Here is a 23425-nt window from a genome sequence, read left to right on the forward strand (position 1 = left end):
GGCGGCACCGAGGGCTACGAGACCGACGGCCGGGCCCCTTTGGGCGGCCGGGCCACGAGCGGCACCCGGCCGAACTGATCGGCAGCTCCGGGGCCGGCGGCTATCGCCCTCCATCCCTCGTTCGCATAGGTATTCAAAAGCAGACATTGGCGCGCCCTCCGCACCGCCTCCACCGACACTCGTGGTCGTCACTCCGTCAGACTCAGCCGCGCAGCCGCACCACCCCGGCCACCGGAGGTGCGGAGGTGGCTGCCGTGCACCGGGCGGTTCGGCGGGCCGCAGAGATCGAATGAGCATCAACCGCTGCGATCCATAGACATGAACGGGCTCGTCCAAAACAGGCGCACCACGGTGTTCGGCAGGACGGCGTACGAGCTGCACTCGTGTGGCCCTGAGATTTGCCGGAACACCGGGCGGCCACCCGGAGGGCACCCGGTCTCGCTCGGCCGGATGCTCCTCTGGACCGGATCTCACGGGCCGGCCGCCGGCAACCGGGGCACGGCCCTTCACCCGGAATGCGGTTCGGTTCCCCGGTGCCACGACCCTGGACGGAGGCCGATGCCGGCCTCCGGGCGGCCCGGGTCTGTCCCGGTGGGTCCCCCTGCGACGGGGCGTACCGCGGGTCACTGCCGCAGGGCGTCGGATTCGAGGTGCTCCGCGTACCACGCGTACGTGTGGGCGAGGCCTTCTCGCAGGCCGATGCGCGGCGCCCAGCCCAGCGCGGTGATGCGGGAGATGTCGAGGAGCTTGCGAGGGGTCCCGTCCGGCTGCTCCGCGTCCCACTCGAGGGTCCCCCGGTAGCCGACGACCTCCGCCACCTGCTCCGCGGCCTCCCGGATGGTCACGTCGGTGCCGGTGCCGACGTTGACCGGGCCGTCCGCGTCGTAGTGCTCCAGCAGGTGGAGGCAGGCCCGGGCCAGGTCGTCCACGTGGAGGAACTCTCTGCGCGGCGTCCCGGTGCCCCAGTTCACCACCCGAGGTGCTCCCGCCCTTCGGGCTTCGTCGAGGCGCCGGATCAACGACGGGAGCACATGGGAATGGTCCGGGTGGAAGTTGTCCCTGGGGCCGTACAGGTTGGTCGGCATGGCGCAGAGCCACGGCAGGCCGTGCTGTCGCCGTACCGCCTGCACCTGCTGGATCCCGGCGATCTTGGCGATGGCATAGGCGTCGTTGGTGGGCTCCAGGGCACCCGTCAGGAGGGCTTCCTCCCGAATGGGCTGGTCGGCGAACCTGGGGTAGATGCAACTGGAACCCAGGAACAGCAGACGCTCGACTCCCTGCTCCAGTGCCGCATCCAGCACATTGACCTGGATACGGAGATTGTCGGAGATGAAATCGACGGGCCGGGTGGCGTTGGCCTTGATCCCGCCCACTCGTGCGGCGGCGAGCACCACCACATCAGGCCTGGTGGCGGCGAACCAGTCGAAGACGGCACGGCGCTCACGCAGGTCGAGTTCCGCCGAGCCCGGCCCCACCAGGTCGGTGAAACCCTCTCGCGTCAGGTGCCGCCACACGGCCGAACCGACGAGGCCACGGCTTCCCGCCACCAGCACGCGTGCCGAGCGGTCCAGGGGACGGTGAGTCCGTCCGTACGCCTCCGAGGTCATCACGCTCATGACTGAACGCTCCGCTCCGCGGCCACGGGGCGCGGCGTCTCGCCGTCGAGCGCCTTCCCCGGGACGGTGATGCGGGTGTCCGGATCTCCGCCCGGAGTCGGCAGGGCCGGGGCCGGAACGGTGGACCGTGTGGTTCTGACGAGCCGCACGAGTCCAGCCAGGCCGGAGCAGCGAATGATCTTTGCGAGTCTGGAGAAGCGGCCGGTCGTGTGGCTCTGCGGCCGGTACTCGTAGGCGTACCCGTGAGCGCCGCGCTCCTCCTTCGATGACGCCATGTTCAGGACCGTGCCGACCACGGAAGCACCGACGTGCCGCAGTGCGCGAAGGGCCTCGCCGATCTGATCGCGGCTGGTCTGTGATGCCCGTACCACCAGGAGGTAACCGTCGACCTCGGAGGCGATGACGGACGCGTCCGCCACGGGGAGGACCGGGGCGGTGTCCACCACGACATGGTCGAACTTCTCGGCGAGACCGCGCAGCACGGCCCGCAGTTGAGCGCTGCCCAGCAGTTCGGTGGGGTTCGGCGGCACCGCGCCGCTGGTCAGCACGGAGAAGGAGCCCGCGGACTGCAGCACCTCCTGCACCTCGGCCCGGCTGATCAGCGCGGTGGTGAGCCCGGCGTCCCGGATCAGGCCGAGCGTACGGGCGGTCGAAGGGCGGCGCAGATCGGTGTCGACCAGGCATACGGAGGCACCGGTCTCCGCCAGGGTCGCGGCGAGGTTGACCGCGACGCTGGTCTTCCCTTCACCGGACAGGGGACTGGTGACGGCGATCACTTTCGGAGGCCGGTCCACGTCCACGAACTGCAGGCAGGTGCGCAGCCGCCGGAAGCCCTCGGCGCGCAGCCCGTGCATGTCGTCGCGCAGTGCCAGCGGTTGGCTGCCGGCCTGGGGGTCGTACACGATGCTGCCGAGTACGGGGGGCCCGGCGAAGCCGGCCATGACCTCGGTCAGAGCCTGGGACGTGCGTACCGAGGTGTCGAGCGTCTCCCTCGCCAGGGCGAAGCAGGCCCCGAGGATCAGCCCGCCCAGCAGTCCGAGGGCGAGGTGCACGGCGGGCCGCGGGGAGAAGGGCGCGGCGGGTACGGCAGCCGGCTCGGTGACGCTCAGCCTCACCGGGGACGTCTCGGCGCCCACCGGACGTTCGAGCCCGCGGATCACCTCCGTGAAGCGTTCGGCGACGGCGTTGCTCATCCGGGCGGCCCTGGCCGCCCGGGTGTCGGTGACGGTGAGCTGGAGAAGTACGGTGTCGGGCTGGGCGGTCGCGCTGATCTTGCTGCTCAGCTCGGTCGGCGACATGTCCAGCCGTAGCTCCTTCACGACGTGACGGGTCACCAGGGGGCTTGCCGCCACCTCGGCGTACGACCGCACGCGGGCCTGGGTGAAGAGGTTTCCCTGCGCGAGCTGCGCGGTGTCGGCGTCGGTGCCGCCCTGCAGGGAGACGAAAAGTTTGGCGGTGGCCCGGTATTCAGGGGTGGCCGTGTATGTGACGACTGCGCCGACCGCCGCGCCGAGCAGGGTCAGCACGATGATGGCGCGCCAGCGGCGAGAGAGAACTCGTACGTAGTCGCGGAGGTCCAAGGTGTCCGTCCCCGATCGGATCCAGTGAGGGGTGAGTGGTGATGGGTGGGGCGGTACCCCACCTTACGACGAAAGGGCCGAAGGAAGACATAACGCCACATTGCATAAGAAATGCAGTAATTGTTCCCTACACTGGTGAAGTGCCGGGGCGCCCACCTGCAATGGAGCCTTCCGTCGCCACTTGAAACCTCATCAGCCAAGGAGTGTGTGTGACCGCCAAAACGGCACTCATCACCGGCATCACGGGCCAGGACGGTTCCTACCTCGCCGAGCTGCTGTTGGAGAAGGGGTACCAGGTGCACGGAATCGTCCGCCGCGCCTCCACCTTCAACACCGAGCGCATCGAGCACCTCTACCGCGATCCGCACGACCCGGATGCGCGGCTCTTCCTACACTACGGGGACCTCACCGACGGGACGCGCATGACGGGTCTGCTGGAGCAGGTGCAGCCGGACGAGGTCTACCACCTCGCCGCCCAGTCGCATGTGCGGGTTTCGTTCGACGAGCCCGAGTTCACCGGGGACACCACGGGGCTGGGCACCACACGGCTGTTGGAGGCGATCAGGAGGACGGACCTGCCCTGCCGCTTCTACCAGGCTTCCAGCTCGGAGATGTTCGGCGCCGCCCCGCCGCCCCAGGACGAGACGACTCCCTTCCATCCCCGCTCGCCCTACGGGGCGGCGAAGGTGTACGCGTACTGGGTCACTCGCAACTACCGTGAGGCGTACGGTCTCCACGCCGTCAACGGCATCCTGTTCAATCACGAGTCGCCGCGCCGCGGCCCCACGTTCGTGACCCGGAAGGTGGCCGTGGCCGCCGCCCGGATCAAGGCCGGCCTCCAGGACGTGGTCCACCTCGGCAACCTCGACGCCCGCCGGGACTGGGGCTACGCCGCCGAGTACGTCGAGGCCATGTGGCTGATGCTGCAGCAGGACGATCCTGAGGACTACGTGATCGCGACGGGCGCCAGCCACAGCGTGCGCGAGTTCGTCGACCAGTGCTTCGCCCACGTCGGCCTCGACTGGCGCGAGCACGTACGGTTCGACGAGCGGTACCTGCGCCCGACCGAGGTCGACCACCTGATCGGCGACGCCTCCAAAGCGGAGACACGGCTCGGATGGCGTGCGACGGTGCGCGCGCCGGAACTGGCCCGACTGATGGTCGACGCGGAGCTCGGCGTTCTCGAGCACGGCATCCGCCCCGGGGACCAGGCCGCTGCGCCCGCCGTCCCCGCTCCGGCCGCGCGGTGACCCGGTGCTCGCCGACCGCATCCCGCCCGGCGGCGCTCCGTGCGGTATCGCCGTCCTGATGACCTGTCACAACCGGCGTGACAGGACACTTGCGGCCATCTCCTCGGTGCACGCCCAGACCGGTCTTCCGGCCGGCACCCGCTGCACCGTCCATCTCGTCGACGCCGGCAGTGCCGACGGTACGGCCGACGCGGTGCGGGCCGCCTTCCCCGACACCGATCTGGCGACTGTCGGCGCGGACGTCCACTGGGGCACCGGCACCAGGATCGCCGCGGCCCGGGCGGACCCCGCGGCCCATGTGCTGTGGCTCAACGACGACGTGATCCTCGACCGGGGTGCGCTCGCCGCACTGCTGCGGACCGCCGCCCCCCTGGACCGCCCGGCCGTCGCCATCGGCGCCATGCGCTCCGGCGACGGTAGCCGCACCACTTACAGCGGCTACCGCCTCGTCCGGGCCCGCCTGCGCCCTCCGGCGCTGGAACGCATCGATCCGGACGCCCGGCACTCGAAGCCGTGCGACACCTGCAACGGCAACGCGGTGCTGGTCACGGCCCCCGCCCGACGCATCCTCGGCGACCTGGATCCCGCCTTCCCTCACCGCATGGGGGACCACGACTACGGCCTCCGGGCCCGCCGGGCGGGCATCCCGCTGCTACTCGCACCGGGACACGTAGGCACCTGCGACGACAACTCGGCCGCAGCCCGGGGCACTTCGGCCGAGCCGGGCATCGACGCGCGTACCGCGCTGCGGCGTCTGGTCTCCGTACGGGAGCAGCCACCGGCGCCCTGGTGGCGGTACTGCCGCCGTCACCTAGGCCCCTGGGCCCCGCTGGTCTTCTGCTCCCCGTACGTGAAGACCGTCGTACGGTCCACCGTGCGCCGCACAGGAGCCCCGCCGCGCCATCGGCACACGTCCCTCCCCGCGGATCCCTGAGCGACCTCGAACGCCGCCGGGCGGATACTGACCGTGCGGCCGGCTGCGGGAACCCGGATCCCTCAAGCGCATTCCCATACCCCAGAACGGATCACGGTGCGACACCTTCCCGTTGACCCGCAGACCCTGCTGTTGCTGCTCACGGCGCTTCCGCTCGTCGCGATGCTGCTATGGGTGTTCGCCCGGCACTGCGGGATCGCCATCGGACTGCTCCTGGGCACCCAGCTCTGGGTCGTCGCCGCCGGCGGGCAGACAGCCGCTCTCGACATCGGCGTGCGCGTGTACCCCACCGACATCCTGGACGCCTGCGCGATGTGTGTCGCGATGGCGCGTGTGCCACGTCTGGGCCTGATCGCACGCACGGGGTTGCCGGCCCTGCTGGCCATGGTCGCCCTCACCGCCTGGTCCACCCTCCGGGGAACGGCCAGCTTCGGTCTGCAGGCCGCGGGCAACGACTCCCGGGTCTACTTCTGGCACTTCCTCGCCGTCACCCTGTACCTGGCCACCGCACCGCTGAGCGCCTCACTGGGCCGCGCCGTCACACGCGCCTGGCTGGCCACCGCGGCCGTTTACGCACTGCTCAGCGTGGCCGGCTGGGCGGATCGCGGACTGCATGCGGCCAACGCCCATCTGGCGGCCGGCGGCGTGGCGGTGGACTCCCGGCCGGTGCCCGCCGCCGCGGCGCTCGTACTGGCTCAGGCCGCAGTTCTGCTGCTGCCCGCGCGGGCCCCCGCTCCCTCGACCGCCGGCCCGCAAGCTCCCGGTCTTGCGGACCACGGTGGTGCGGCGGTCGCATGGCGAGTCAGCGGCAGGCACCTGCTGGCCTTCCTCTCCTTCGTTCTTGTGGTCCTGCTCCAGCACCGCACCGTCTGGGTGGCCACCGCGGCCATGGCTCTGGCCTGGTGGATGCTGCGTCCCGGGCGCGGCGGACAGCGCTTCGTGTCCGCGGGCGCGGGAGTGCTGGCGCTCTCCCTGACGGCACTGCTCTACACCGCCGGCGCGTTCGGCGCGATCGGCGGCGCCCTCACGGACTCGCTCAAGGAGACACAGGGTACGCACAGCACCTTCGCCTGGCGGGTGCTCGGCTGGCAGGATCTGCTGGATGCCCCCCGTACCTTCACCCAGTGGTTGATCGGTGCGCCGTTCGGCTCCGGCTACGAGCGATTCATCGGGGGCGGGCTCGTCACGGTCTCCCCGCACGACTACTACGTGCACATCATGCTGCGTCTCGGAATCGTAGGGCTGCTGGCGCTGCTGGTCGTCTACATCCAGACATGGAGAGGGTTGGCCCGCGGGGGCCCCGCGACCCTGGCCCTTCGGGTGGTGATGATCGGCCAGCTGGTGCTCTTCGTGTCCTACTCGGCCTTTCCCGAGCAGGCGGTGCTGCTGGGGTTCTGCCTGTGGCAGGCGCGCGTCCGGACGGCCGACGAACTCGGGCGGGAGCCGTCTCCCGGCACCGCCGATCCCACGGGCCTGATGCCCCGTCCGGCGCCGTCCGCTCGCCCCGGCGTCAAGGACCCGGTCCGCACAGCTCTGTTGAGCGCCGGCGGAAACAGAAAGGGATCCGGCGTGTAAATGCCGCAATCAGTGACAAATTCCAGATCTGTTGATCACAATGGGTACGTGACTTTTCTCCACCGGGCCCGGCAAGTCGTCCAGCGCTTCGGTTTCGATGTGAATCGGTTTCCGGAGTGCTCCTTCGACTACCGCGCGGTGCAGCTGCTACGTCATGCCGGCACCGATGTGGTGCTCGACGTGGGGGCGAACCGCGGCCAGTACGGGCACAACCTGCGGCGATTCGGGTACCGAGGGCGCATCGCGTCCTTCGAGCCGTTGCGCGGACCGTTCGAAGCGCTGTGCCGCCGAGCGGCGGATGACCCGCTGTGGACTGTGTTTCCCCACGCCCTGGGCGACGAGCGAACCGCCGTCACCCTCAATGTGGCCGGCAACAGCGGGCTGAGCAGTTCCGTGCTGCCCATGCTTCCCCGCCATGCCGAGGCATGTCCGGACTCCCGTTACGTGGGGCGTCAGGAGGCCGAGCAGTACCGTCTGGACGACCTGTGGCCGCAGGTGGTCGGTCCGAGGGACCGCGTCTTCCTCAAGCTGGACGTCCAGGGGTACGAGGAAGCCGTGCTGCGAGGAGCGGAGGATCTCGCGCGACGCTGCTGCGGCCTTCAGCTGGAGGCGTCCTGCGTCCCGTTGTACGAGGGCGGTCCCCTGCTGCCGCAGGTGGTGGACATGGCCCAACGGCGATACGGACTGACCCTCATGGCGGTCGTGCCGGGGTTCACCGATCACCGGACCGGCCAGATGCTCCAGTGCGACGTGGTGTTCCTCCGCGATCAGGAGCTGCGATCCGACCGGGCGTGAGACACCCGGGCAATGCTCAGCGTGCCTGAGGCCGTGTGATCCGACCGCGCTGACGGCCGGATCCCGGCAACGGCAGCTCTAGGCCGAGCAGACCACGGGCAGCCGCCACCTGGTACAGCGGAAGGCGCTTGCGCAGCGGATGGCAGGCGGCCGCGACGAGCGCGACGGCGAGCAGCACGAGCACGGTGGCCGCGGACGAACGACCGACGGCGATCCGGGAGACGGCGACTCCCGCCGCGTACACCACGAGTGCCAGGACTGCGTGCACCGCGTAACCGGTCCACAAGCGACGTGCCTCGATGACGCGGCCGCCCCGCCACGCCCACAGCTGTACCGTGAGACCGCTCAACTGACCTGCCAGTGCGGACACGACCAACAGCGTGAGGCTGTGTCCGGCGGTGGCCACCACTGCCCCGATGAGGGTAGCGGCAGCCGCAGCCGCCTGGGCGACCGTCATCCGGCGGGCGGCTCCGCACACCGTGTCCACGGAGAGCCCGACCGCGTACAGCACGGCGACGGCGGAGAAGACGCTGAGCAACGGCACCAGCCGGGCGGCCTCCGTCCAGCCCGGCCCCAGAAGCAGTTCCAGCGCGCGGGGTCCGGTTCCGGCAAGGAACGCGAACGGTAGGAAGGACAGGGCGGAGGCGACGAGCAGTACGTCTGTTGCCGCACGGCGGACGGCGGGCGGCTCCCGGCCGTCGGGGATGCGGGCGTCCGACGGATCGTCGTGACCGAGGGCCTGCCCACGAACCCTGGTCAGCGCGGGGATCGCAACACGGGACAGGCCGGCCGCGAGCATGGTGAGGAGCAACCCCGTGAACAGCGCCGCCCGCGAGTAGTACCCGGCCGGTACGGGGCCGAGCAGTGTGGCGGCCGCCCACAACGGAACGGTGTTCGTTGCGTACTGGGCGAGCTGATGACCGGAGAGGAACCCCGAGCTCCCCGCGAGTTCGCGGAACCGGATCGGCCGCCCCTTGGACTGGCCGGACAGCAGTGGCAGTCGTCCGGCGACCAGGAAACCGGCGAGAAGAGCAATGCCCAACTGCGTGGTCACGGAGGTGACAGCCAGCCCCATCGGGTTCCATCCGCCTTCCAGGAGCAAGGTCCCGGTCAGTAGTCCGGCGGCCTGCGAACCCGTCTCGACCAGGACCGCGGTGCGCTGAGCAAGAAGCCGCCGCAAGCCGGCCGTGCACACCGCCCCCACGGGCAGAAAGAGGAATTGGAGGCCCAGCACACGCAGCAGCCCCGTGGCCTCCGGGGCGTTCCACAGCGAGGCCCACAGCGGAGCCGTTGATTCCACTACGGCCAAGCAGACGAGGCCGCTGAGCATGCCCAGGCGTACCGTGGCCACCAGCAGGTGGTGAGTGAGCTCACGCGAACGCAGCACCGTCGTCGCGAGACCGGCATTGGCGAAGTAGCCCAGCAGTTGAGTGATGGACAGAGCGGAGGCGAAGGCGCCGAAGGCTGCAGCACTGACGGCGCGTCCGGTGTACGCCGTGTAACCGAGCTGGAGGAAGGCCGCCACAATCGCCGCCGCGTAGTTCCACAGCGTTCCGGTGAGCACAACTTGTGCGTGCGGGCGCTCCCCAGCCGGGCGGTCGGGCTCCTTCCCTGCCTGTTCTCCCCCCGCCGAATCGGTGCCGGCAGTCACCCCGGGCGCTCCTCCCAGGCCGCGATCTGCTGCCACGGGTCGGCGGGCGGCGAAGGCAGTGCCAGGAACTCCCCCAGCATGAACTGTACCGACTGCAGATCGGTCAGGCGTGAGCGCACCCAGCGGCGCAGCCGTTCCCCGGCCCAGTCCAGCTCGTGCTGTTCCGAACGCAGCAAGTCGCCGACTCGGTCCACGACGTCCCGTGGCCTGCGCATGAGATGGAGTCCGTCCCCGGGGCCGGGGAGCCATCCCATGCCGGGTCGGGCCTGCCCGACGTGGACACGGCCCGCGGCCCCGGAGATCGGCAGTCGGTCGGAGAAGTATCCCGGATACCGCCCGTAATGGTCCCACCCCACACTCATCCGTGCGGAGTGGAGGACGGCGATCTGCCGCTCGAAGGGCACCGGGCCGCGGGCATGTGGCCCGTGCCAGCCCGATCCGAACACACCGAGGCGACAGCCCAGTCGCCCAAGCCCGCGAACGACCCGGGCCCGCTCACCGGCACCCGGCAGACGGGGGAGGACGCGCGCCCGCACCACGCTGTTGCCGATCGTCACCACGTCGAACACGGCGCCGTCGCCCGGGGGAGCCGGCCGGTCCTGTTCAGGAAAGCAGTCCAGGGGCAGTGTGTGGGGCACGTATCGCACCGGCTTGCGCGCGATGCCCCGGAGCATGGCCAGCTGCGCGCCTCCCGCGACACTGAAAACGGCATCCGCCACACGGAGCCAGGAGCGGCTGGACACGGGGAGCCGCTTGTTGCCGCCCCATGCGTCACCCTCCTGGTACACGACCAGGGGCGAGCCCGCCAGCCGCAGCAGCCGGGTGACGTCCTCGTAGGAGAAGGGAAAACCGTGCGGGGACTGAACGAAGATGACGTCGGGGCGGGAGTCGAGGACTGCGCTTTCCAACGCTGCGAGTGCGGCCCGGCATCCGCCGCGGAGCGCTTCGGCGCGTGGCGCGACCGGTACGTGGCTGAGGTGTCGGTCCGCCTGAAGTCTGCGGAAGGCACCGGTGAACCGGCTGCGTCGCGTCAACGCGTTTTCGTTGTTGAGGTGCAGTACCACCGGTGGACTCACTGCTGCTCCTCGCCTCCCATGTTGCCGTCCCAGCGGGGCCTTGCGGCATTGCGGGCCGATAGAGAAACGTCAGTCGACCAGGAAGTTGGCGTAACGGGGCGGAGGAACGAAACCCGGCGGGGCCGCTACCACTCCTTCCTTCCCGAGGTGACGGATCTGCCGGTATCCGAGCTCGACGACGGTTTCACGGAGTCTGTCCAGGGCGGCGCTGTCAAGGCACTCGGCGATGATCGTCGGACGGTGGTCCGCGATGGTGCGGCTCATGCCGCTCAGCACCTCGGGTTCCAGCCCTTCCACATCGATCTTCACCAGATCGATCGGAAGGTCCCCGACCGCGTGGTCCCCGGTGGTGACATCGACTTCCACCCTGTCGACCGCGGGCTCCGTGGTGAGAAGGGAGGCGGCGGTGGTGTCGGCCGGGATCCCGAGGACTGCCCTGCCGGGGGCGCTGGACAGCGCCTTCTCGACGAGGACGACCCGGTCCTGGAGACGGTTCACTTCGACGTTGCGGCGCAGCTTGCGCATCGCAGCCGGGTTGGGCTCGACAGCGACCGCGCGGAGACGCGCATTGGCTCGGCAGGCCAGCAAGGTGTAGATGCCGGAGAACGCGCCGACGTCGAGGAACCCCCTGGCGTGGCGGGCGAGATCGAAGAAGACTGGGTGCGTGGTCTCCTCCCAGTGGCGCATGTTCGTCCAGACGAGGCTACGGGCCAGAATGTCGTCGGCGTCGCTGGCATAGCGAAAACCACTGCCGTCCGGAGTGCGCAACGTCCACACACCCGTGGGGTGCAGGCGCTTCCAGACGGCATTCGGCACGCAGCCGCGCATCGTGGCGAGCCGGACCGCCCGCTGCACACCGGGGAGTCGGAACAGTGAATCGCGGGCACTCCGCAAGTTCTCGTGCACAGTCACGGACATCAACGTACGGCAGGAGCCGTGGAGATCCGTCGCCAACGCCGAAGTGTCGGTGATCTCCGCGGGCGCTTCACTCCTCGGCACCATTGACCAGGTTACGCAGGGGCTTCTCCGCGGGCGTCCGCCCGGAGCGTCATCCGATGACGTATTCCGACGGTTTCCTGCTCACGGGCATCCGCGTCATGCCGTGCTCCGGTGTTCTCAGGGACGCGACGTAGTTGCTCACACCGCGGAAGTGCTCGAGCTCTTCGGTGTACGCCGGCACGGGAAACAGCGCTCCTCCGGGGCAGATCCTCCACAAGCGATAGCCCAGCGGGGTGAGAAGATCCCAGAAGTCTCGGAAGAAGGTGCGCGAGTAGACGTTGGCCGAGCCGAACTCGAAGGCGATGGTCTTGACTCTTCGCGCTTCGAGAGTGTCGGCCGCTCCTCTCAGTGCCTCGAACTCGGCGCCTTCAATGTCGAGTTTCAACAGGTCGATGCGCTGGAGTCCCCACCTCTCGACCTCTCGGTCGATGGTGGTGACCGCTACGGTCTCCTGGTGAGCCGTCATGTCGCCGAAATAGGAGTCCCGGCGCTTGTGGACGGACGCCACCCCCGAGCCCGGGGCGTCGGCAAAGATCGTCACGGACCCCTCCTCGTTGCTCACGGCCGCAGGGATGATCACCTGATTCGGGACCGGCGTACCGGCCAGCGCCGACTGGCAGGCCGGCTGTGGTTCGAACATGAAGAATCGACCGGTACGCGTTCCGAGGGCAGTGTGCAGTCCGCTCGACCACTGCCCGGAGTTGGCGCCCACGTCGAAGATCACCGGGGCGTCGACATCTCGAAGGAAGCGTTGCGCAGCGATGATCTCGCCCTGGAGATCCCAGCCGGTTCCGGCGCCTCGCCCCTGGAGGATCTCCAGATAGATCTCGAGCAGCCGAGTCCCCTGCCGAATCCGGCGTCCGCTCGCCAGCCGACACAGTCGTGGCGCTGCGGCCTTGGCGGCCCTGCCGAGAACGCCTGCTTCATGTACCTGCATTCGGATTCCCTTGGTCTCGTTCCATCGCCTGGAGCAGGCCCTTGCAGAAACGCGCCGCCATCCCCTCCGTCGTGTACTCGGAGGCGTCGTCCCGACAGGCCGTACGGAGGGCCCGCAGTCGTGCGGGGTCGCGCAGCAGCGTCATCACCGCCGTGGCGTAGGCAGCCGGATCGTCGGGCGTGACCACCGCGTTGCGGCCGTCCGACAGGTACTCGAACTCAGGGGCGTGCCATGGCCAGTCCGTCGTCACGACGGGAGTGCGCAGGGCGAAGGAGTCCACCGCGCAGAGGCCGACCCGCCCCGGCATCAGCATCACGTCGCTGACCGCGCCGAGCAGCGCGGCGCTCGGCCCGCCCACGTGGCCCACCGCGACCACCGGGCTACCCGGCCGCGACGCCGCGTCCTCGACCAGGCGCCGGTCCGCGCCGTCGCCGGCCACCAGCAGCCTGAATCCGGGAAGTCCGGCGGCGACGCGGTTGGCACTGTCCAACAGGAAAGGGATCCTCTTGGGCGAGTCCAGCCCGCCGAGGAACAAGGCGGTGCGCCCCTCGACCAAGCCGTACCGCTTCCGCAGTAGTGCTGCCTCGGTGAACTCCGCCGTTCCCGGCCTCATGGCCCGGGCGCGCGCGGCGACCAGTTCCCTGGTGTCGACGGAGTTGCGAACCACGGTGATCCGGTCACGGGGGAATCCTCGGGAGGCGACATGCGCCGCTCCGCCTTCGGTGTACGCGAAGAACCACGAACCCAGCCGGGTCAGCCCGACCTTGGCGACGGCTTCGAGACGACTCGGTGGCTTGGTGTAGGTCCGGCCGTGGCCCCAGAAGGTCACCCTGGGAGCGCCCCCGGACAGCCGCCCCATCGGCTGCCGCAGCAGCAGGGGGTACGCCTCCAGGTTGTGCAGCGCCTGCTCAAGTACGACCAGGTCGGCGGAGGCCGCCCGACGTTGCACCCGGCGCCAGAGCAGCGACCTTCCGCCGGGCGCCGGCAGGCGCCGGGTGGGGACCTGCGTCGCACAGGCACACGACGCGGCGTCCCGGCGAGCGGCCTGGTGCGGCGGTGCGGGCCCGTGCAGCACCTCCAGATCGACATCCTCGGCGGCCAGGCGCACCTGCAGATGGTCGAAGAAGGACGTGCGGTAGCCCGGGACGTAGGGCTGCACCACGACGACGCGGCGCCGGGCGCGCGCGGCGGTCAGCACGACGGCTCCGCGACGCCCGCGGCCGGCCTCCGAGCCGCCTGCGCCAGAGCCTGTGCGTACACGGCCTCGATGCCGACCGTCCAGGACCGTACGCTGTACCGCTCGGCGTGCACCCGGCGGCAGCGCTCACGCAGCAGGGGAAAGCGCTCGCGTGCCGCCGCAAGGGCGTGCGGCAGTTCGGCGGCGCCGCCGTAGACCGCACCCGTGGCGTCCCTGCGCACACTGTCCGCCGCCGCCGATCCCTCGAGGGCGAGCACGGGCACTCCTGCCGCCAGCGCTTCCTGGCAGACGAGAGCGGTGGCGGGCTCGGGCCAGACGCTGGGGAAGACCAGACCCGTGTATCCGGGCAGCCGGGCGGCGATCTCCTGGCGCGAGAGGGTGCCGAGCAAACTGACTCCGCCGGGCGCGACCGCCCTGCAGGCCGACTCCAGCGGTCCCGAGCCGATCACATCGAGGAGTTCGCTCTCCGGCCAGCTCCGGAGCAGGGCCAGAATGCCCTTCTCCTCGCTCAGCCGCCCGGCGTACACCCACCGCGCGGCCGCTCCCGGTGTCACCGAGGTCGGGTCCTCCGGTCCGGCCGGCCTCCCGGGGTCGACGAAGTTGGGGACCAGGGCCAGCTTCTGCGACGGCACGCCGAACCGCAGGTACAGGTCGCGGCTGCGCTCGGAGAGCGTCACCAGCCGTTCGCTGCGGTGCAGAAGGGGGTGGGCGGCCGCTCCACGGCGGCCTGCCCAGGCGAGGGGGAGCGTCGCGCCGCGGCTGGCCCGGTAGCAACCATGCCGCAGCGCCGTCCACCGGGCTCCGTCAGGGCACGCGGTGCACATCTTCCCCTCGCGGAAGAGCGTCGCGGCCGCGCAGGCCGGCCGGTAGTTGTGCAGCGTGGCCACCAGCGCACCGGGCCAGCGGCGCAGCCAGTCGGTGCCGAAATTGGGAAAGAGATTGTGCACGTGCACCACGTCGGGGCGGAACCGGCGGAGGTCGGCCAGCGGCGACCGGCCCAGGCCCGTGGCGACCCGGACCACCGCGCGCAAAGCGTAGCCGCGCTCCGTCTCCAAGGTGTCGGTGTGGGCGGCGATCAGGGTGACCTCGTGCCCCGCGGCACGCAGCGCCTCCGCCTGGTCGAGCACCGCGGCGTTCTCCCCACTCGGCTGGCGCGAGGAGTAGAAGCTGTGCACCAGCGCCACACGGTAGGCCGCCCGGATCGTCGGAGTACTGCCCGTCCGGAGACGGGGTGCCTCGTTCATGCCGCCGCCCCTGGCCTCATGGCGGGGTGCGAGAAACCCGCGTCCGTACCCGGTCTGTGCGTCGGACCGGGCGTCCCGTGGCGTGACGAGTCCAGGACGAGCGGATCAGGTGCTGGCATGCGGTCTGCTGCTCTTTCCGGTTGCGGGGTTGGCGGTGGGCGGAGAGGCGGCCCCTGGAGCGGACGCGCGGGACTGTCGCCGATTCAGCGGCGGTTCAGAACGGTCTCGTACAACTGCTCGGCTAGTTCGGCTTTCGAAGCCCATGTGTGCTGCCGTGCCCACCGCAGCCCGGCCTCCGACATCCGGTGGCGGGCCTCCTCGTCGGTGAGCACTCCGCCGAGCGCGCGGGCGAGGCGCTGCGGCAGATCCGCGGGGTCGCCGAGCGGCACGGGCGGCGCGCCGCCCGGTGCGGAGAAGTCCCCGACCCCTTGGTGGTCGAGATGCACCACCGGCACACCGCGGGCCCAAGCCTCCAGGTTCTGCACTCCGAAGGAATCGCGCAGGCTGGTGAAGAGCAGAACATCCGCATCGTCGTAGGCCCCGAGCGTCTGCTTCCAGGGCAGGTGGCCTCGGAAGCGCACGGATCCGGCCACACCCAACCGTGCGGTGAGCCGCTCCAGATCCGCGCGGAGCGGGCCGTCCCCGAGCACCTCGAGGCGGGCATCGGGAACATCGGCCAGCAGGAGCGCGAAGGCGCGCAGGGCCAGCTCCGGAGCCTTGATGGCAGTGAGCTTCCCGACCCACAGGACGGTCGGCGGGCGTCCCGGCCGCTCCGCCGCCTCCGGTGGAGGCTCTTTCAGCAACTGGTCGGGCACGCCGTCGCTGAGGACCATCCGGGGATCGGCGCGACCCAGGCGGCGTGCTCGTAGGGCCGTGTCGCGATTGGTGGTCAGGACCAGAGCGGCGTCCCGCACCGTCGCACGGCACGAGGGACGCAGACTCATGCCGCGCACCCACAGCAACTCCCGCATTCTCTCCTGGAGGTACGCCGGTCCCAGCCAGCGCCGGTGGCTGCGCGGAGCGGTCTGCCCGCCGCCCACGGGGCCGAAAACCAGCGGCGGTCCGAGACGGCGCAGCGCGCTGCCACCCACGAGAGAGCCGTATGAGACGTGGTGCACCAGATCGGCTCCGTCGAGCCCGTGGCGGCGCGCGTGCTCCAGGGCGCGCAGCTGCCATGCGTCGTAGTGCACGAACTCCAGGGCCTGGCCCCGCAGGAAGCCTGGTACCAGGCGAACCCACCAGGGACGCGGCGGCGTGGGTACGACGTGGGTCCTGATCCGCCGCCCCACTGTTCCGAGGGTCCCGATGCGCTCGGCGATGTGCTGCGTGTTGTCGCCACGAGGGCAGGTCAGCAGCTCGACCGTGTGTCCGCGCCGCGCCAGTGCTTCGGCCCAAGCCCAGCCCATGCCCGGCTCCGTGCCGCGGATCGGGTCGCACGCGTACGAGGCCAGGACGATGCGCAGTGCCCGCGCATCCCGGGCGGCCCGCGGAGATTCGTGTCGGTGGCCTGTGTCCGGGGCCTCGCCGGTCGGAGCCGTCAACGCGTCCTCTCCTGTACGTACGATGAGCGCCGCCTCGACACCTGACGGTCTCGACGGCGCGGCGGTCGTCTTCGGGGCCGTCCGCAGGGCACGACGCCTCCTACGAACCGGGCGTTGCCGATCCGACAGCGCCGCCGGAGCCGGCGCGGCTCGCAGACCGGTCGTGACCAGGCGCACTGCCGAGCCCCACCCGGAGGATCTTGTCCTGTCGCTCAGGGACATCGTGTACGCGCTGTCCAGGTGCACGTCGTGCATGCGGCTCCGGTGCTGTCGACGGGTGGGCGGGAGTCAGCGGCGTTGCCTGGCGACGAGGCCGAAGGTCGACGGCGGGCAGAACCGTTGGCCGACTTCCTGGAGGAGTCCCGACTGGGTGGACCAGTAGCGCTGGACGTCCACCTCAGCGAAGTGGGACGCGAGCAACTCCCGAAGTGCCTCCTCGTCCACGCCGTCGCGGACGACGTGGTACTCGACCATGTCGGCCTCGTTCGTGTCGTCGTAGACGCCGCGGAGCCGGCGCAGGCGGGTGGAGAGGCCGCGGCGGAGTTGGCCCTGACCGAGTCGCCAGAGGAAGTACGCGTTGCGGTCGAGGCTCAGCGACAGCCGGGACCGGCGCGGATACCACAGGGGATCCTGAGCGCTGAGGAACGCACCGCCAGGAACGATGTGCTCCACGAGTTCCTTCACGGCTCCCAGGTAGTCCGGGATGTGGTGCAGGACTGAGATGCACACCACGGCGTCGAGCGACTCGGCTTGGCGGGCCACGGTGCCGTCGTCGTCGTGAAGCACGGTCACGTTCGGGTTGTGACGGAAGCGGCTCCGGAGGAAGTGCACGCTCGGCTCGCTCATCTCCGTCACCGTGACCTGGGCGCCGGCGGCAAGAAGATGATCGGTGAAATTGCCGTGCCCGGCGCCGAGTTCGAGGACGTGGCATTTGCCGTTCCGGCCGATGACTTCTTGCACCAGTGAGTGAAGGTCCCCGATCAGCCGGTCCCGAATCGTGTGGTGCCGAATGTGTGGTGAGCCCTTTGCGTAGTCGTGCCCGACTCCGTGTTCGCGCTCCTGCAACTCCCCCATCGAGGGCGTCACCGCAGTGTTCGTCATGGCCGTACCTTAGGAACTCCGCCGGGATTTTCCGGACCCCGGCCGACGAGTCGGCCCGAGTTCAGGCGATCGGCCGCGGCACGGAGCGCAATACCGTCGTCGACTCGTACGGGACGAGTCGCCTGGCGTACCACCCCGCGTACGAATCGCGTGTTGCCGAAGAGGTACCGGCGCCACAGTCGGCGTGGCTCGCAGCCCAGGCGGAACACCCATTCCAGACCGCTGTGCTGCATCCACGGCGGTGCCTGCGGCTTTGTACCGGCGATGAAATCGAAGGCCGCGCCCACAGCCACGGCCGCGACGGGCATTGTCCGGCACAGTTCGGCCGCCCAGCGGTCCTGCTTGGGGGTCCCGAGTCCGACCCAGACGATGTCGGCCCCGGCGGAGCGGATCTCCTCGGCCTGTTGCCGCAGTTCCTGGTCGGTCAGCGGGCGGAAGGGCGGTGAGCAGGTGCCGGCGATCCGTGCCCCGGGGTAGCGGCGTCGCAGTTCCCCGTGGAGAGCGTCCAGCACCTGGGGCGTGGAGCCGAGCAGATAATGGCTCAGCTCGGTGTTCTGGCTCAGGGCGAAGACGTCCAGGAGGAGATCCGGGCCGTAGACGCGCGTTTTCGGCAATGCGGTGGTGCGCTGGAGCAGGCGGTTGGCCCAGACGACCGGCTGCCCGTCGGGGAGGTTGAGCGCCGCCGAGCGAAGGATCTCGCGAAGTTCCGGGTCCTGGTCCGCAAGGGCGAGGGTGTAGGCATTGCACAGATGCACGTCACTGCCGCGAAGGGCGTCGAAGTCGCGTCCTCGGTCCGTGTGCCGCACCCGGTCCGCGCGGCGCGCGTCACGGATCCGTTGGGCAAGGCTCACGACGCTGCGGGCCGCGCTCTCTCGGGTGTGTGCGGAGATGGGGACGCCCAGGCACCCGACCACCGGGACCGTTACCGCTTCCGTGAGGGGTTGCGCGCTCATCGGGCTCGGCGGGAACGGGTTGCGGCATTCAGACCGGGGTCGAGCCGGTCGCGCTTCGGCTCGGCGGCTTCGCCGAAGGCCGCGCGACGGCGGAAGTCCCCGATGGTCTCGCGCAGGCCGTGCTCCACCGGTGTCGTGGGATTCCAGTCCAGCAGTTCGCGAGCCAGCGTGATGCTCGGGCGGCGTTTCTCGGGATCGTCCTGGGGGCGGGGGATCAGCACGATCTCGGACGGGGACTCGGTGAGCTTGCTGATCCACTGGGCCAGCTCGAGCATGGTGATCTCGTGCGGATTGCCGAGGTTGACCGGCCCGCCGTGGCTGCTCTCGATCATCCGCATCAGCCCGTCGACGATGTCGTCGACGTAGCACAGGGACCGGGTCTGGCTTCCGTCCCCGGTGACCGTGATCGGCTCCCCCTGCAGCGCCTGGCGGATGAAGGTGGGGATGGCCCGCCCGTCGTCCGGACGCATCCTGGGGCCGAAGGTGTTGAAGATGCGCACGACCTTGGCGTCCACGCCGCGCTCCCTGCGGTACGCCATCGTCAGTGCCTCGCCGAAGCGCTTCGCCTCGTCGTACACGGAACGCGGCCCCACAGGATTGACGTGCCCCCAGTAGCTCTCCGGTTGCGGGTGCACCTGGGGGTCTCCGTACGACTCCGAGGTGGAGGTCATCAGGAAGCGGGCGCCCTTGGCGACGGCCAGGTCCAGAGCGTGCCACGTGCCGGTCGAACCCACACGCAACGTCTCCAGGGGCAGCCTCAGGTAGTCCGCGGGGGAGGCGGGCGAGGCCAGGTGGAACACGGCGTCCACCGGTCCGGGCACGCTCAGTGCCCCGGTGATGTCCCGGCGGTCGAACTGGAAGCGCGGGTTGCCCATCAGATGGGCAATGGATTCCGCGCTGGACGTCACGAGATTGTCCACGCACTGCACGGAGTGGTCTGCGGCGAGCAGGCGCTCGCACAGGTGGGAGCCGATGAATCCGGCCCCACCCGTCACTACAGCACGCATGAAGGTCCTCTCGACTGCCACGCCCGCGGGTCGGCGGCGGCAAGGTGATGTGTCATTGCCGAGGCCTGCCCCGACATCGTGTTTGCATCTATTGGTCGGTTATGGACTATTCGATACGTGAGGTGCGCGAATATGCCGCTGCGATGGGCATGTTTCCCTCGTTCAGTTGAAGAAGAGGGTGAGGTGGCTGCACCCGTCGCAGTGACGGTCGATCGCTGTCCCCCTTCGCACGGACGGGCGCGAGGCGGACGTCTGGCCGCCAAACGGACCATCGACGTGGTGGGCGCCGCCGTCCTGCTCCTGCTGCTCGCGCCGTTGCTGCTCGTGGCGGCCATTGCGGTGAAGGTGGACTCACCGGGGCCCGTCCTGTTCTGGCAGAAGCGCACGGGCTGGTACGGCAGGGAGTTCAACATACTGAAGCTCCGCACCATGCATGTCAGCTCGGAGGAGATGAGGGCGGCGCTCGACGCCCGCAACGAAGCCGACGGGCATCTGTTCAAGATCCGGGAGGACCCCCGTGTCACCACGGCCGGCCGCTGGCTGCGCCGCTGGTCGCTGGACGAACTCCCACAGCTGGTCAATGTGCTGATGGGACACATGTCGCTGGTCGGGCCACGGCCGCTTCCGGTGCACGACTCCTTGTTCGGCGAGGACGCCCGTCGGCGTCTGCTGGTACGGCCTGGCCTCACCGGGCCGTGGCAGATCGGCGGCCGGTCCGACCTCGGCTGGGAGGAGGCGCTCCGCCTGGACCTGGAGTACGTGCACGCCTGGTCGATCCGTACGGACCTGAACATCCTCGTCCGGACGCTGCCCGCAGTCGCGCGCGGCGACGGCGCGTACTGAAGCGGCGTGAGCCGCACGCTGCCCGACGAAGGGAGACGCCAATGCCGCGTCCGGAAAAGGGCTTCGCGCTTCGCACGGCGGGCAGAGCGGGGCGATGGTGCCGTCGCCGCCCTGCCCTGACCCTGATGTGCGCCGCCGCGGGAATGATCCTGGCCGGCGCCGCCTGGATCGTCGTCACCGGCATGCTCGCCCGCCAGGAACTGCTGGCCGCTCAGCGCAGCCTCGACTCGCTGCGGCACCATGCCGCAGCAGGGGCGCCCGCGGCGGATGCCGCGCCGGTGACGCGAACACCCGAGGACGCCGTGCACCAGGCGGCGACGCATGCGGCCAGAGCACATCGCCTCACGACCGGACCGGCCTGGTATCCCGCCGCGCACATGCCCGTCCTCGGTGGTCCCGTCCGTACCGTGCGCGGTGCCGCGGAGGCGGCCGACCGGTTGACCCGCGACGTGCTCTCGCCCCTGGCGGGCACAGCCGGCGAACTCGTCGCCGGCGCCGGGGAGGACGGCGGCCACCTGGACCTCTCCGCGCTGCGCCGTGCCGGCCCCGCCCTGCTCGAGGCCTCCCGCAGCGCCTCCGACGTGCGCAACGAGGTGGCCGGCCTGCCCCGCAGAACCTGGCTGCCGGCCGTCGACCGGGCGCGGGCCCGGCTCGCCAAACAGCTCGACCGCATCGTCCCGGCGACCGTCGACGCCGCCGCGGCGGCACGTGTGATGCCCTCCATGCTCGGGGAGAACGGTCCGCGACGGTATCTGGTGGTCTTCGAGAACACCGCGGAGGCGCGCGGCACCGGTGGGCTGCCCGGTGCGTTCGCGATCCTCACCGCGGACCGGGGCCGGCTGGGGTTCGAACGCTTCGGCAACGACACCGAACTGTCGAACCTCCGCGCGCCTGTCGATCTGGGAGCCGAGTACGCCGCACTGTACGGCCGTCACGCCCCCACCCGTGTCTGGGAGAACTCCAATGTCAGTCCGCATTTCCCGTACGCGGCCCGCATCTGGACCACCATGTGGCGGGAGCGCATGGGCCAGAAGCTGGACGGCGCGTTCGCCCTCGATCCCAGTGCGCTTGCGGGCCTGCTGATCGCCGCCGGCCCTGCCCGACTTCCCGGTGGAACCTCGATCACCGCCGGCAATGTGGTGGACCTGACCGAGCGCACCAGTTACGCGGCCTACCCGGACACCGTCGAACGAAAGCGGTTCTTCCTCGACGTCGCCCGTGCCACATCGGAGGTGCTGCTGGAAAGTGCCGACGATCCGACGCGACGCTCGGCGTTGTTCGCCGCCCTGCGCGGGCAACTGCGGGAGGGCCGGGTCAAGGTGTGGAGCGCGCATCCGTCCGAGCAGCGTGAGCTGAGATCGCACCCCTTCGGTGGGGTGCTGCCCGACGGTCCCGGTCCCTTCGCCGGACTGGTCGTCAACAACGCGGCCGGCACCAAACTCGACTACTACCTGGACCGCCGCATGGACTGGGCATCCGGGCGGTGCACGGCGGCCGGACGTGAGGTGACCGTGACCGTACGCCTGACGAACAGGGCGCCGGGCTCCGGTCTCCCCGCCTACGTCACGCAGCGAGTGGACCATCCGCCCTACACGATCCGGCCCGGTGACAACCGCCTGCTGGTCTCGTACTACGCGACCAGGGGAGCGCGGCTGACCGAAGCGACCGTGGACGGACGACCGGCCCTGCTGAACCAGTTGACCGAACGCGGCCACCCGGTCTTCACCTTTGACATGGAGCTGCCTCACGGCGCCACGCGCACTCTGGTGCTGAACCTGGTGGAGCGCCCCTCGGAAAGCCCGCCAGTCCTTTTCCACCAGCAGCTCGTGCAGCCTTTGCAGGCCATGGCACGGCCGCCCCGGCCGTGCAACGCCTGACCGCTGGGCCTCCGGAACCATGCCGGTCCCCGAGTCTGCCCCGTTCCCGTGCCTCGCCCGTTCCGGCGTCGCGTTCTCGCGTTTCGCCCGGTCCCCGTGTGCTGGCCGGGGCCTCGTGTCCGGGGCCCCCGCGGCGTCATCCGCGACTGTCGTGCGGAGGGGCCGTAACGGCGGCGGCGATGTGCTCCACCGACTCGGCGATCCGCAGGGCGACCTCCCGGGCCGCCTCCGCAGGCGCGCCGTGCGGATCGGCCACGTCGTCGTCGTCCGCCCCGTTCGCGCTTCCCCGTCGCGCTGCCGCGCCCCTTACCAGCGCCGCGGCTCTCTCGGCGGGGTCCGTCACACCTGCGGCGTCCTCCGGCCTCAGCAGTCGGGCGAACTCACGCAGCGTGAAGGCCCGCCGGAGTGCCCACAGCGGGGAGAGCCGCACGGCCGCCTCGCGGTGTTCCGCCGCAGCGCCCAGGAGGAGGTCGGAGTCCTCCACGTGGACTGCGGTCAGCCGGCGGGCGAGGGCGCCGCGGGGATCACCGCCCAGCTCGACCAGGAGGGATGCGGCGAGGGGGTCCATCGGGGTTCCGGTCGTGCCGACGGTGCCTGCGCTGCTCACCTCGAACCTTCCGGGGAAGGCGGCGAGCCGGGCTCTCAGCAGGCGCTCGGCCAACGGTGAGCGGTGCAGATTTCCCGTACAGACGAAGAGCAGGCGGAAGGGCCGGACCACCCGTTCCGGGGCCGGCGCGGAGAGGGAAGGGAGCACAGCGGAATTATCTTGCCGATGATGGACGTTCGCCGCCCGCCTCGCCGGGCGGGGCGACGCGTGACGTCCGCGGCCCGGCAGATCGACCGCCGTCGGCGGGCAAGGGAAGACCCCGGTCGGCGGGGGGACCGACCGGGGCCGTTCGGAGGGACTGCGGAGGGCGGTCGCCTCTCGGCGAAAGGCTCCATGGGGCTTCATCCCCATGGGCAATGGGTGAGGCTCGGGGACCCTGCCCCCTCCGCGGCCACGCATGGATGAACGGTCGACCATGGGGGTTTGTTCCTAGGGGGCACCCGGCGGAAGGCGTGGTTCCGGTCACGTTCCCGGAGCCGGTCCGGAGCCGGTGGCGGGACTCCCGACCCGTGAAGCCGCGCCCCTTCCGCGCCCGCCGACGCCGACGGCCCGCCGCCGCCGGTGCCGTGCGGTACCGGGGGCGGCGGGCCGTGACCGACGAGGTCTCCGGGCGGTCAGCCGGTCAGCTGCTCGTACGCGGG

General features: G+C 70.4%; 19 protein-coding genes. 6 read left to right on the plus strand and 13 right to left on the minus strand.

Annotated features, from left to right (window positions below):
* Positions 1-623: 623 nt before the first annotated feature.
* Both ACIQ7Q_RS20300 and ACIQ7Q_RS20305 read right to left on the minus strand, forming a co-directional pair.
* Positions 624-1616 carry a GDP-L-fucose synthase family protein gene (locus ACIQ7Q_RS20300; RefSeq protein WP_403863656.1) on the minus strand — a complete coding sequence of 331 codons (993 nt, stop codon included), beginning with the start codon at positions 1614-1616 and terminating at the stop codon, positions 624-626.
* Positions 1613-3196 carry a polysaccharide biosynthesis tyrosine autokinase gene (locus ACIQ7Q_RS20305; RefSeq protein WP_403863659.1) on the minus strand — a complete coding sequence of 528 codons (1584 nt, stop codon included), beginning with the start codon at positions 3194-3196 and terminating at the stop codon, positions 1613-1615. The genes ACIQ7Q_RS20300 and ACIQ7Q_RS20305 overlap by 4 nt, the downstream gene beginning before the upstream one ends.
* Before the next feature lie 209 nt (positions 3197-3405).
* Between ACIQ7Q_RS20305 and gmd the strand changes: the two genes are divergently transcribed.
* From gmd to ACIQ7Q_RS20325, 4 genes are all read left to right on the plus strand, one after another.
* Positions 3406-4446, plus strand: coding sequence for a GDP-mannose 4,6-dehydratase (gene gmd / locus ACIQ7Q_RS20310; RefSeq protein ID WP_403863662.1), 1041 nt, complete (start codon positions 3406-3408; stop codon positions 4444-4446).
* A gap of 4 nt (positions 4447-4450) precedes the next feature.
* Positions 4451-5380 (plus strand): glycosyltransferase family 2 protein, encoded by a 930-nt coding sequence (locus ACIQ7Q_RS20315; RefSeq protein ID WP_403863665.1) that lies wholly within the window; start codon positions 4451-4453, stop codon positions 5378-5380.
* A gap of 96 nt (positions 5381-5476) precedes the next feature.
* Positions 5477-6955, plus strand: coding sequence for an O-antigen ligase family protein (locus ACIQ7Q_RS20320; protein WP_403863668.1), 1479 nt, complete (start codon positions 5477-5479; stop codon positions 6953-6955).
* Positions 6956-7003: 48 nt separating this feature from the next.
* Entirely contained in the window at positions 7004-7750 is a 747-nt protein-coding gene (locus ACIQ7Q_RS20325) for an FkbM family methyltransferase (protein ID WP_403863671.1), read from the plus strand.
* Between the two features lie 16 nt (positions 7751-7766).
* On the opposite strand, the gene ACIQ7Q_RS20330 is transcribed toward ACIQ7Q_RS20325, so the two are convergent.
* From ACIQ7Q_RS20330 to ACIQ7Q_RS20375, 10 genes are all read right to left on the minus strand, one after another.
* Complete coding sequence (locus tag ACIQ7Q_RS20330) at positions 7767-9314, minus strand: oligosaccharide flippase family protein (RefSeq protein WP_403863674.1); 1548 nt, start codon at positions 9312-9314, stop codon at positions 7767-7769.
* 83 nt (positions 9315-9397) lie between these two features.
* The gene (locus tag ACIQ7Q_RS20335; protein ID WP_403863677.1) at positions 9398-10309 is read right to left on the minus strand and encodes a hypothetical protein; all 912 of its coding nucleotides are present in this window, start codon (positions 10307-10309) and stop codon (positions 9398-9400) included.
* A gap of 237 nt (positions 10310-10546) precedes the next feature.
* Positions 10547-11389, minus strand: coding sequence for an FkbM family methyltransferase (locus ACIQ7Q_RS20340; protein ID WP_403863680.1), 843 nt, complete (start codon positions 11387-11389; stop codon positions 10547-10549).
* Positions 11390-11525: 136 nt separating this feature from the next.
* On the minus strand, positions 11526-12413 hold the full coding sequence (locus tag ACIQ7Q_RS20345) for an FkbM family methyltransferase (RefSeq protein WP_403863684.1): 888 nt from the start codon (positions 12411-12413) through the stop codon (positions 11526-11528).
* Complete coding sequence (locus ACIQ7Q_RS20350; protein ID WP_403863687.1) at positions 12400-13611, minus strand: glycosyltransferase family 4 protein; 1212 nt, start codon at positions 13609-13611, stop codon at positions 12400-12402. The genes ACIQ7Q_RS20345 and ACIQ7Q_RS20350 overlap by 14 nt, the downstream gene beginning before the upstream one ends.
* Positions 13605-14855 carry a glycosyltransferase family 4 protein gene (locus tag ACIQ7Q_RS20355; protein WP_403863690.1) on the minus strand — a complete coding sequence of 417 codons (1251 nt, stop codon included), beginning with the start codon at positions 14853-14855 and terminating at the stop codon, positions 13605-13607. The genes ACIQ7Q_RS20350 and ACIQ7Q_RS20355 overlap by 7 nt, the downstream gene beginning before the upstream one ends.
* Positions 14856-15058: 203 nt before the next feature.
* Complete coding sequence (locus ACIQ7Q_RS20360) at positions 15059-16396, minus strand: glycosyltransferase family 4 protein (RefSeq protein ID WP_403863693.1); 1338 nt, start codon at positions 16394-16396, stop codon at positions 15059-15061.
* A gap of 288 nt (positions 16397-16684) precedes the next feature.
* On the minus strand, positions 16685-17497 hold the full coding sequence (locus ACIQ7Q_RS20365) for a class I SAM-dependent methyltransferase (RefSeq protein WP_403863696.1): 813 nt from the start codon (positions 17495-17497) through the stop codon (positions 16685-16687).
* Positions 17494-18450 carry a WecB/TagA/CpsF family glycosyltransferase gene (locus tag ACIQ7Q_RS20370; protein ID WP_403863699.1) on the minus strand — a complete coding sequence of 319 codons (957 nt, stop codon included), beginning with the start codon at positions 18448-18450 and terminating at the stop codon, positions 17494-17496. Before ACIQ7Q_RS20370 ends, ACIQ7Q_RS20365 begins: the two co-directional genes overlap by 4 nt.
* Positions 18447-19457 (minus strand): UDP-glucuronic acid decarboxylase family protein, encoded by a 1011-nt coding sequence (locus ACIQ7Q_RS20375; RefSeq protein WP_403863703.1) that lies wholly within the window; start codon positions 19455-19457, stop codon positions 18447-18449. The genes ACIQ7Q_RS20370 and ACIQ7Q_RS20375 overlap by 4 nt, the downstream gene beginning before the upstream one ends.
* A 183-nt stretch (positions 19458-19640) precedes the next feature.
* Between ACIQ7Q_RS20375 and ACIQ7Q_RS20380 the strand changes: the two genes are divergently transcribed.
* Both ACIQ7Q_RS20380 and ACIQ7Q_RS20385 read left to right on the plus strand, forming a co-directional pair.
* Complete coding sequence (locus ACIQ7Q_RS20380; RefSeq protein ID WP_403863706.1) at positions 19641-20300, plus strand: sugar transferase; 660 nt, start codon at positions 19641-19643, stop codon at positions 20298-20300.
* Positions 20301-20341: 41 nt separating this feature from the next.
* A complete protein-coding gene (locus ACIQ7Q_RS20385) occupies positions 20342-22177 on the plus strand; it encodes a DUF4012 domain-containing protein (RefSeq protein WP_403863709.1) in 1836 nt (611 codons plus the stop codon).
* Positions 22178-22313: 136 nt separating this feature from the next.
* On the opposite strand, the gene ACIQ7Q_RS20390 is transcribed toward ACIQ7Q_RS20385, so the two are convergent.
* Positions 22314-22931 carry a low molecular weight phosphatase family protein gene (locus ACIQ7Q_RS20390; protein WP_403863712.1) on the minus strand — a complete coding sequence of 206 codons (618 nt, stop codon included), beginning with the start codon at positions 22929-22931 and terminating at the stop codon, positions 22314-22316.
* Positions 22932-23425 lie beyond the last annotated feature (494 nt).

The sequence above is a fragment of the Streptomyces sp. NPDC096176 genome (assembly GCF_044763255.1).
Classification (GTDB): Bacteria; Actinomycetota; Actinomycetes; order Streptomycetales; family Streptomycetaceae; genus Streptomyces.

What these genes read in the sequence shown, in the direction of transcription:
- ACIQ7Q_RS20300 (WP_403863656.1), bottom strand. Translation starts at nt 1,616, where the DNA reads ATGAGCGTGATGACCTCGGAGGCGTACGGACGGACTCACCGTCCCCTG.
- ACIQ7Q_RS20345 (WP_403863684.1), bottom strand. Translation starts at nt 12,413, where the DNA reads ATGCAGGTACATGAAGCAGGCGTTCTCGGCAGGGCCGCCAAGGCCGCA.
- ACIQ7Q_RS20355 (WP_403863690.1), bottom strand. Translation starts at nt 14,855, where the DNA reads ATGAACGAGGCACCCCGTCTCCGGACGGGCAGTACTCCGACGATCCGG.
- ACIQ7Q_RS20365 (WP_403863696.1), bottom strand. Translation starts at nt 17,497, where the DNA reads ATGACGAACACTGCGGTGACGCCCTCGATGGGGGAGTTGCAGGAGCGC.
- ACIQ7Q_RS20370 (WP_403863699.1), bottom strand. Translation starts at nt 18,450, where the DNA reads ATGAGCGCGCAACCCCTCACGGAAGCGGTAACGGTCCCGGTGGTCGGG.
- ACIQ7Q_RS20375 (WP_403863703.1), bottom strand. Translation starts at nt 19,457, where the DNA reads ATGCGTGCTGTAGTGACGGGTGGGGCCGGATTCATCGGCTCCCACCTG.
- ACIQ7Q_RS20385 (WP_403863709.1), top strand. Translation starts at nt 20,342, where the DNA reads ATGCCGCGTCCGGAAAAGGGCTTCGCGCTTCGCACGGCGGGCAGAGCG.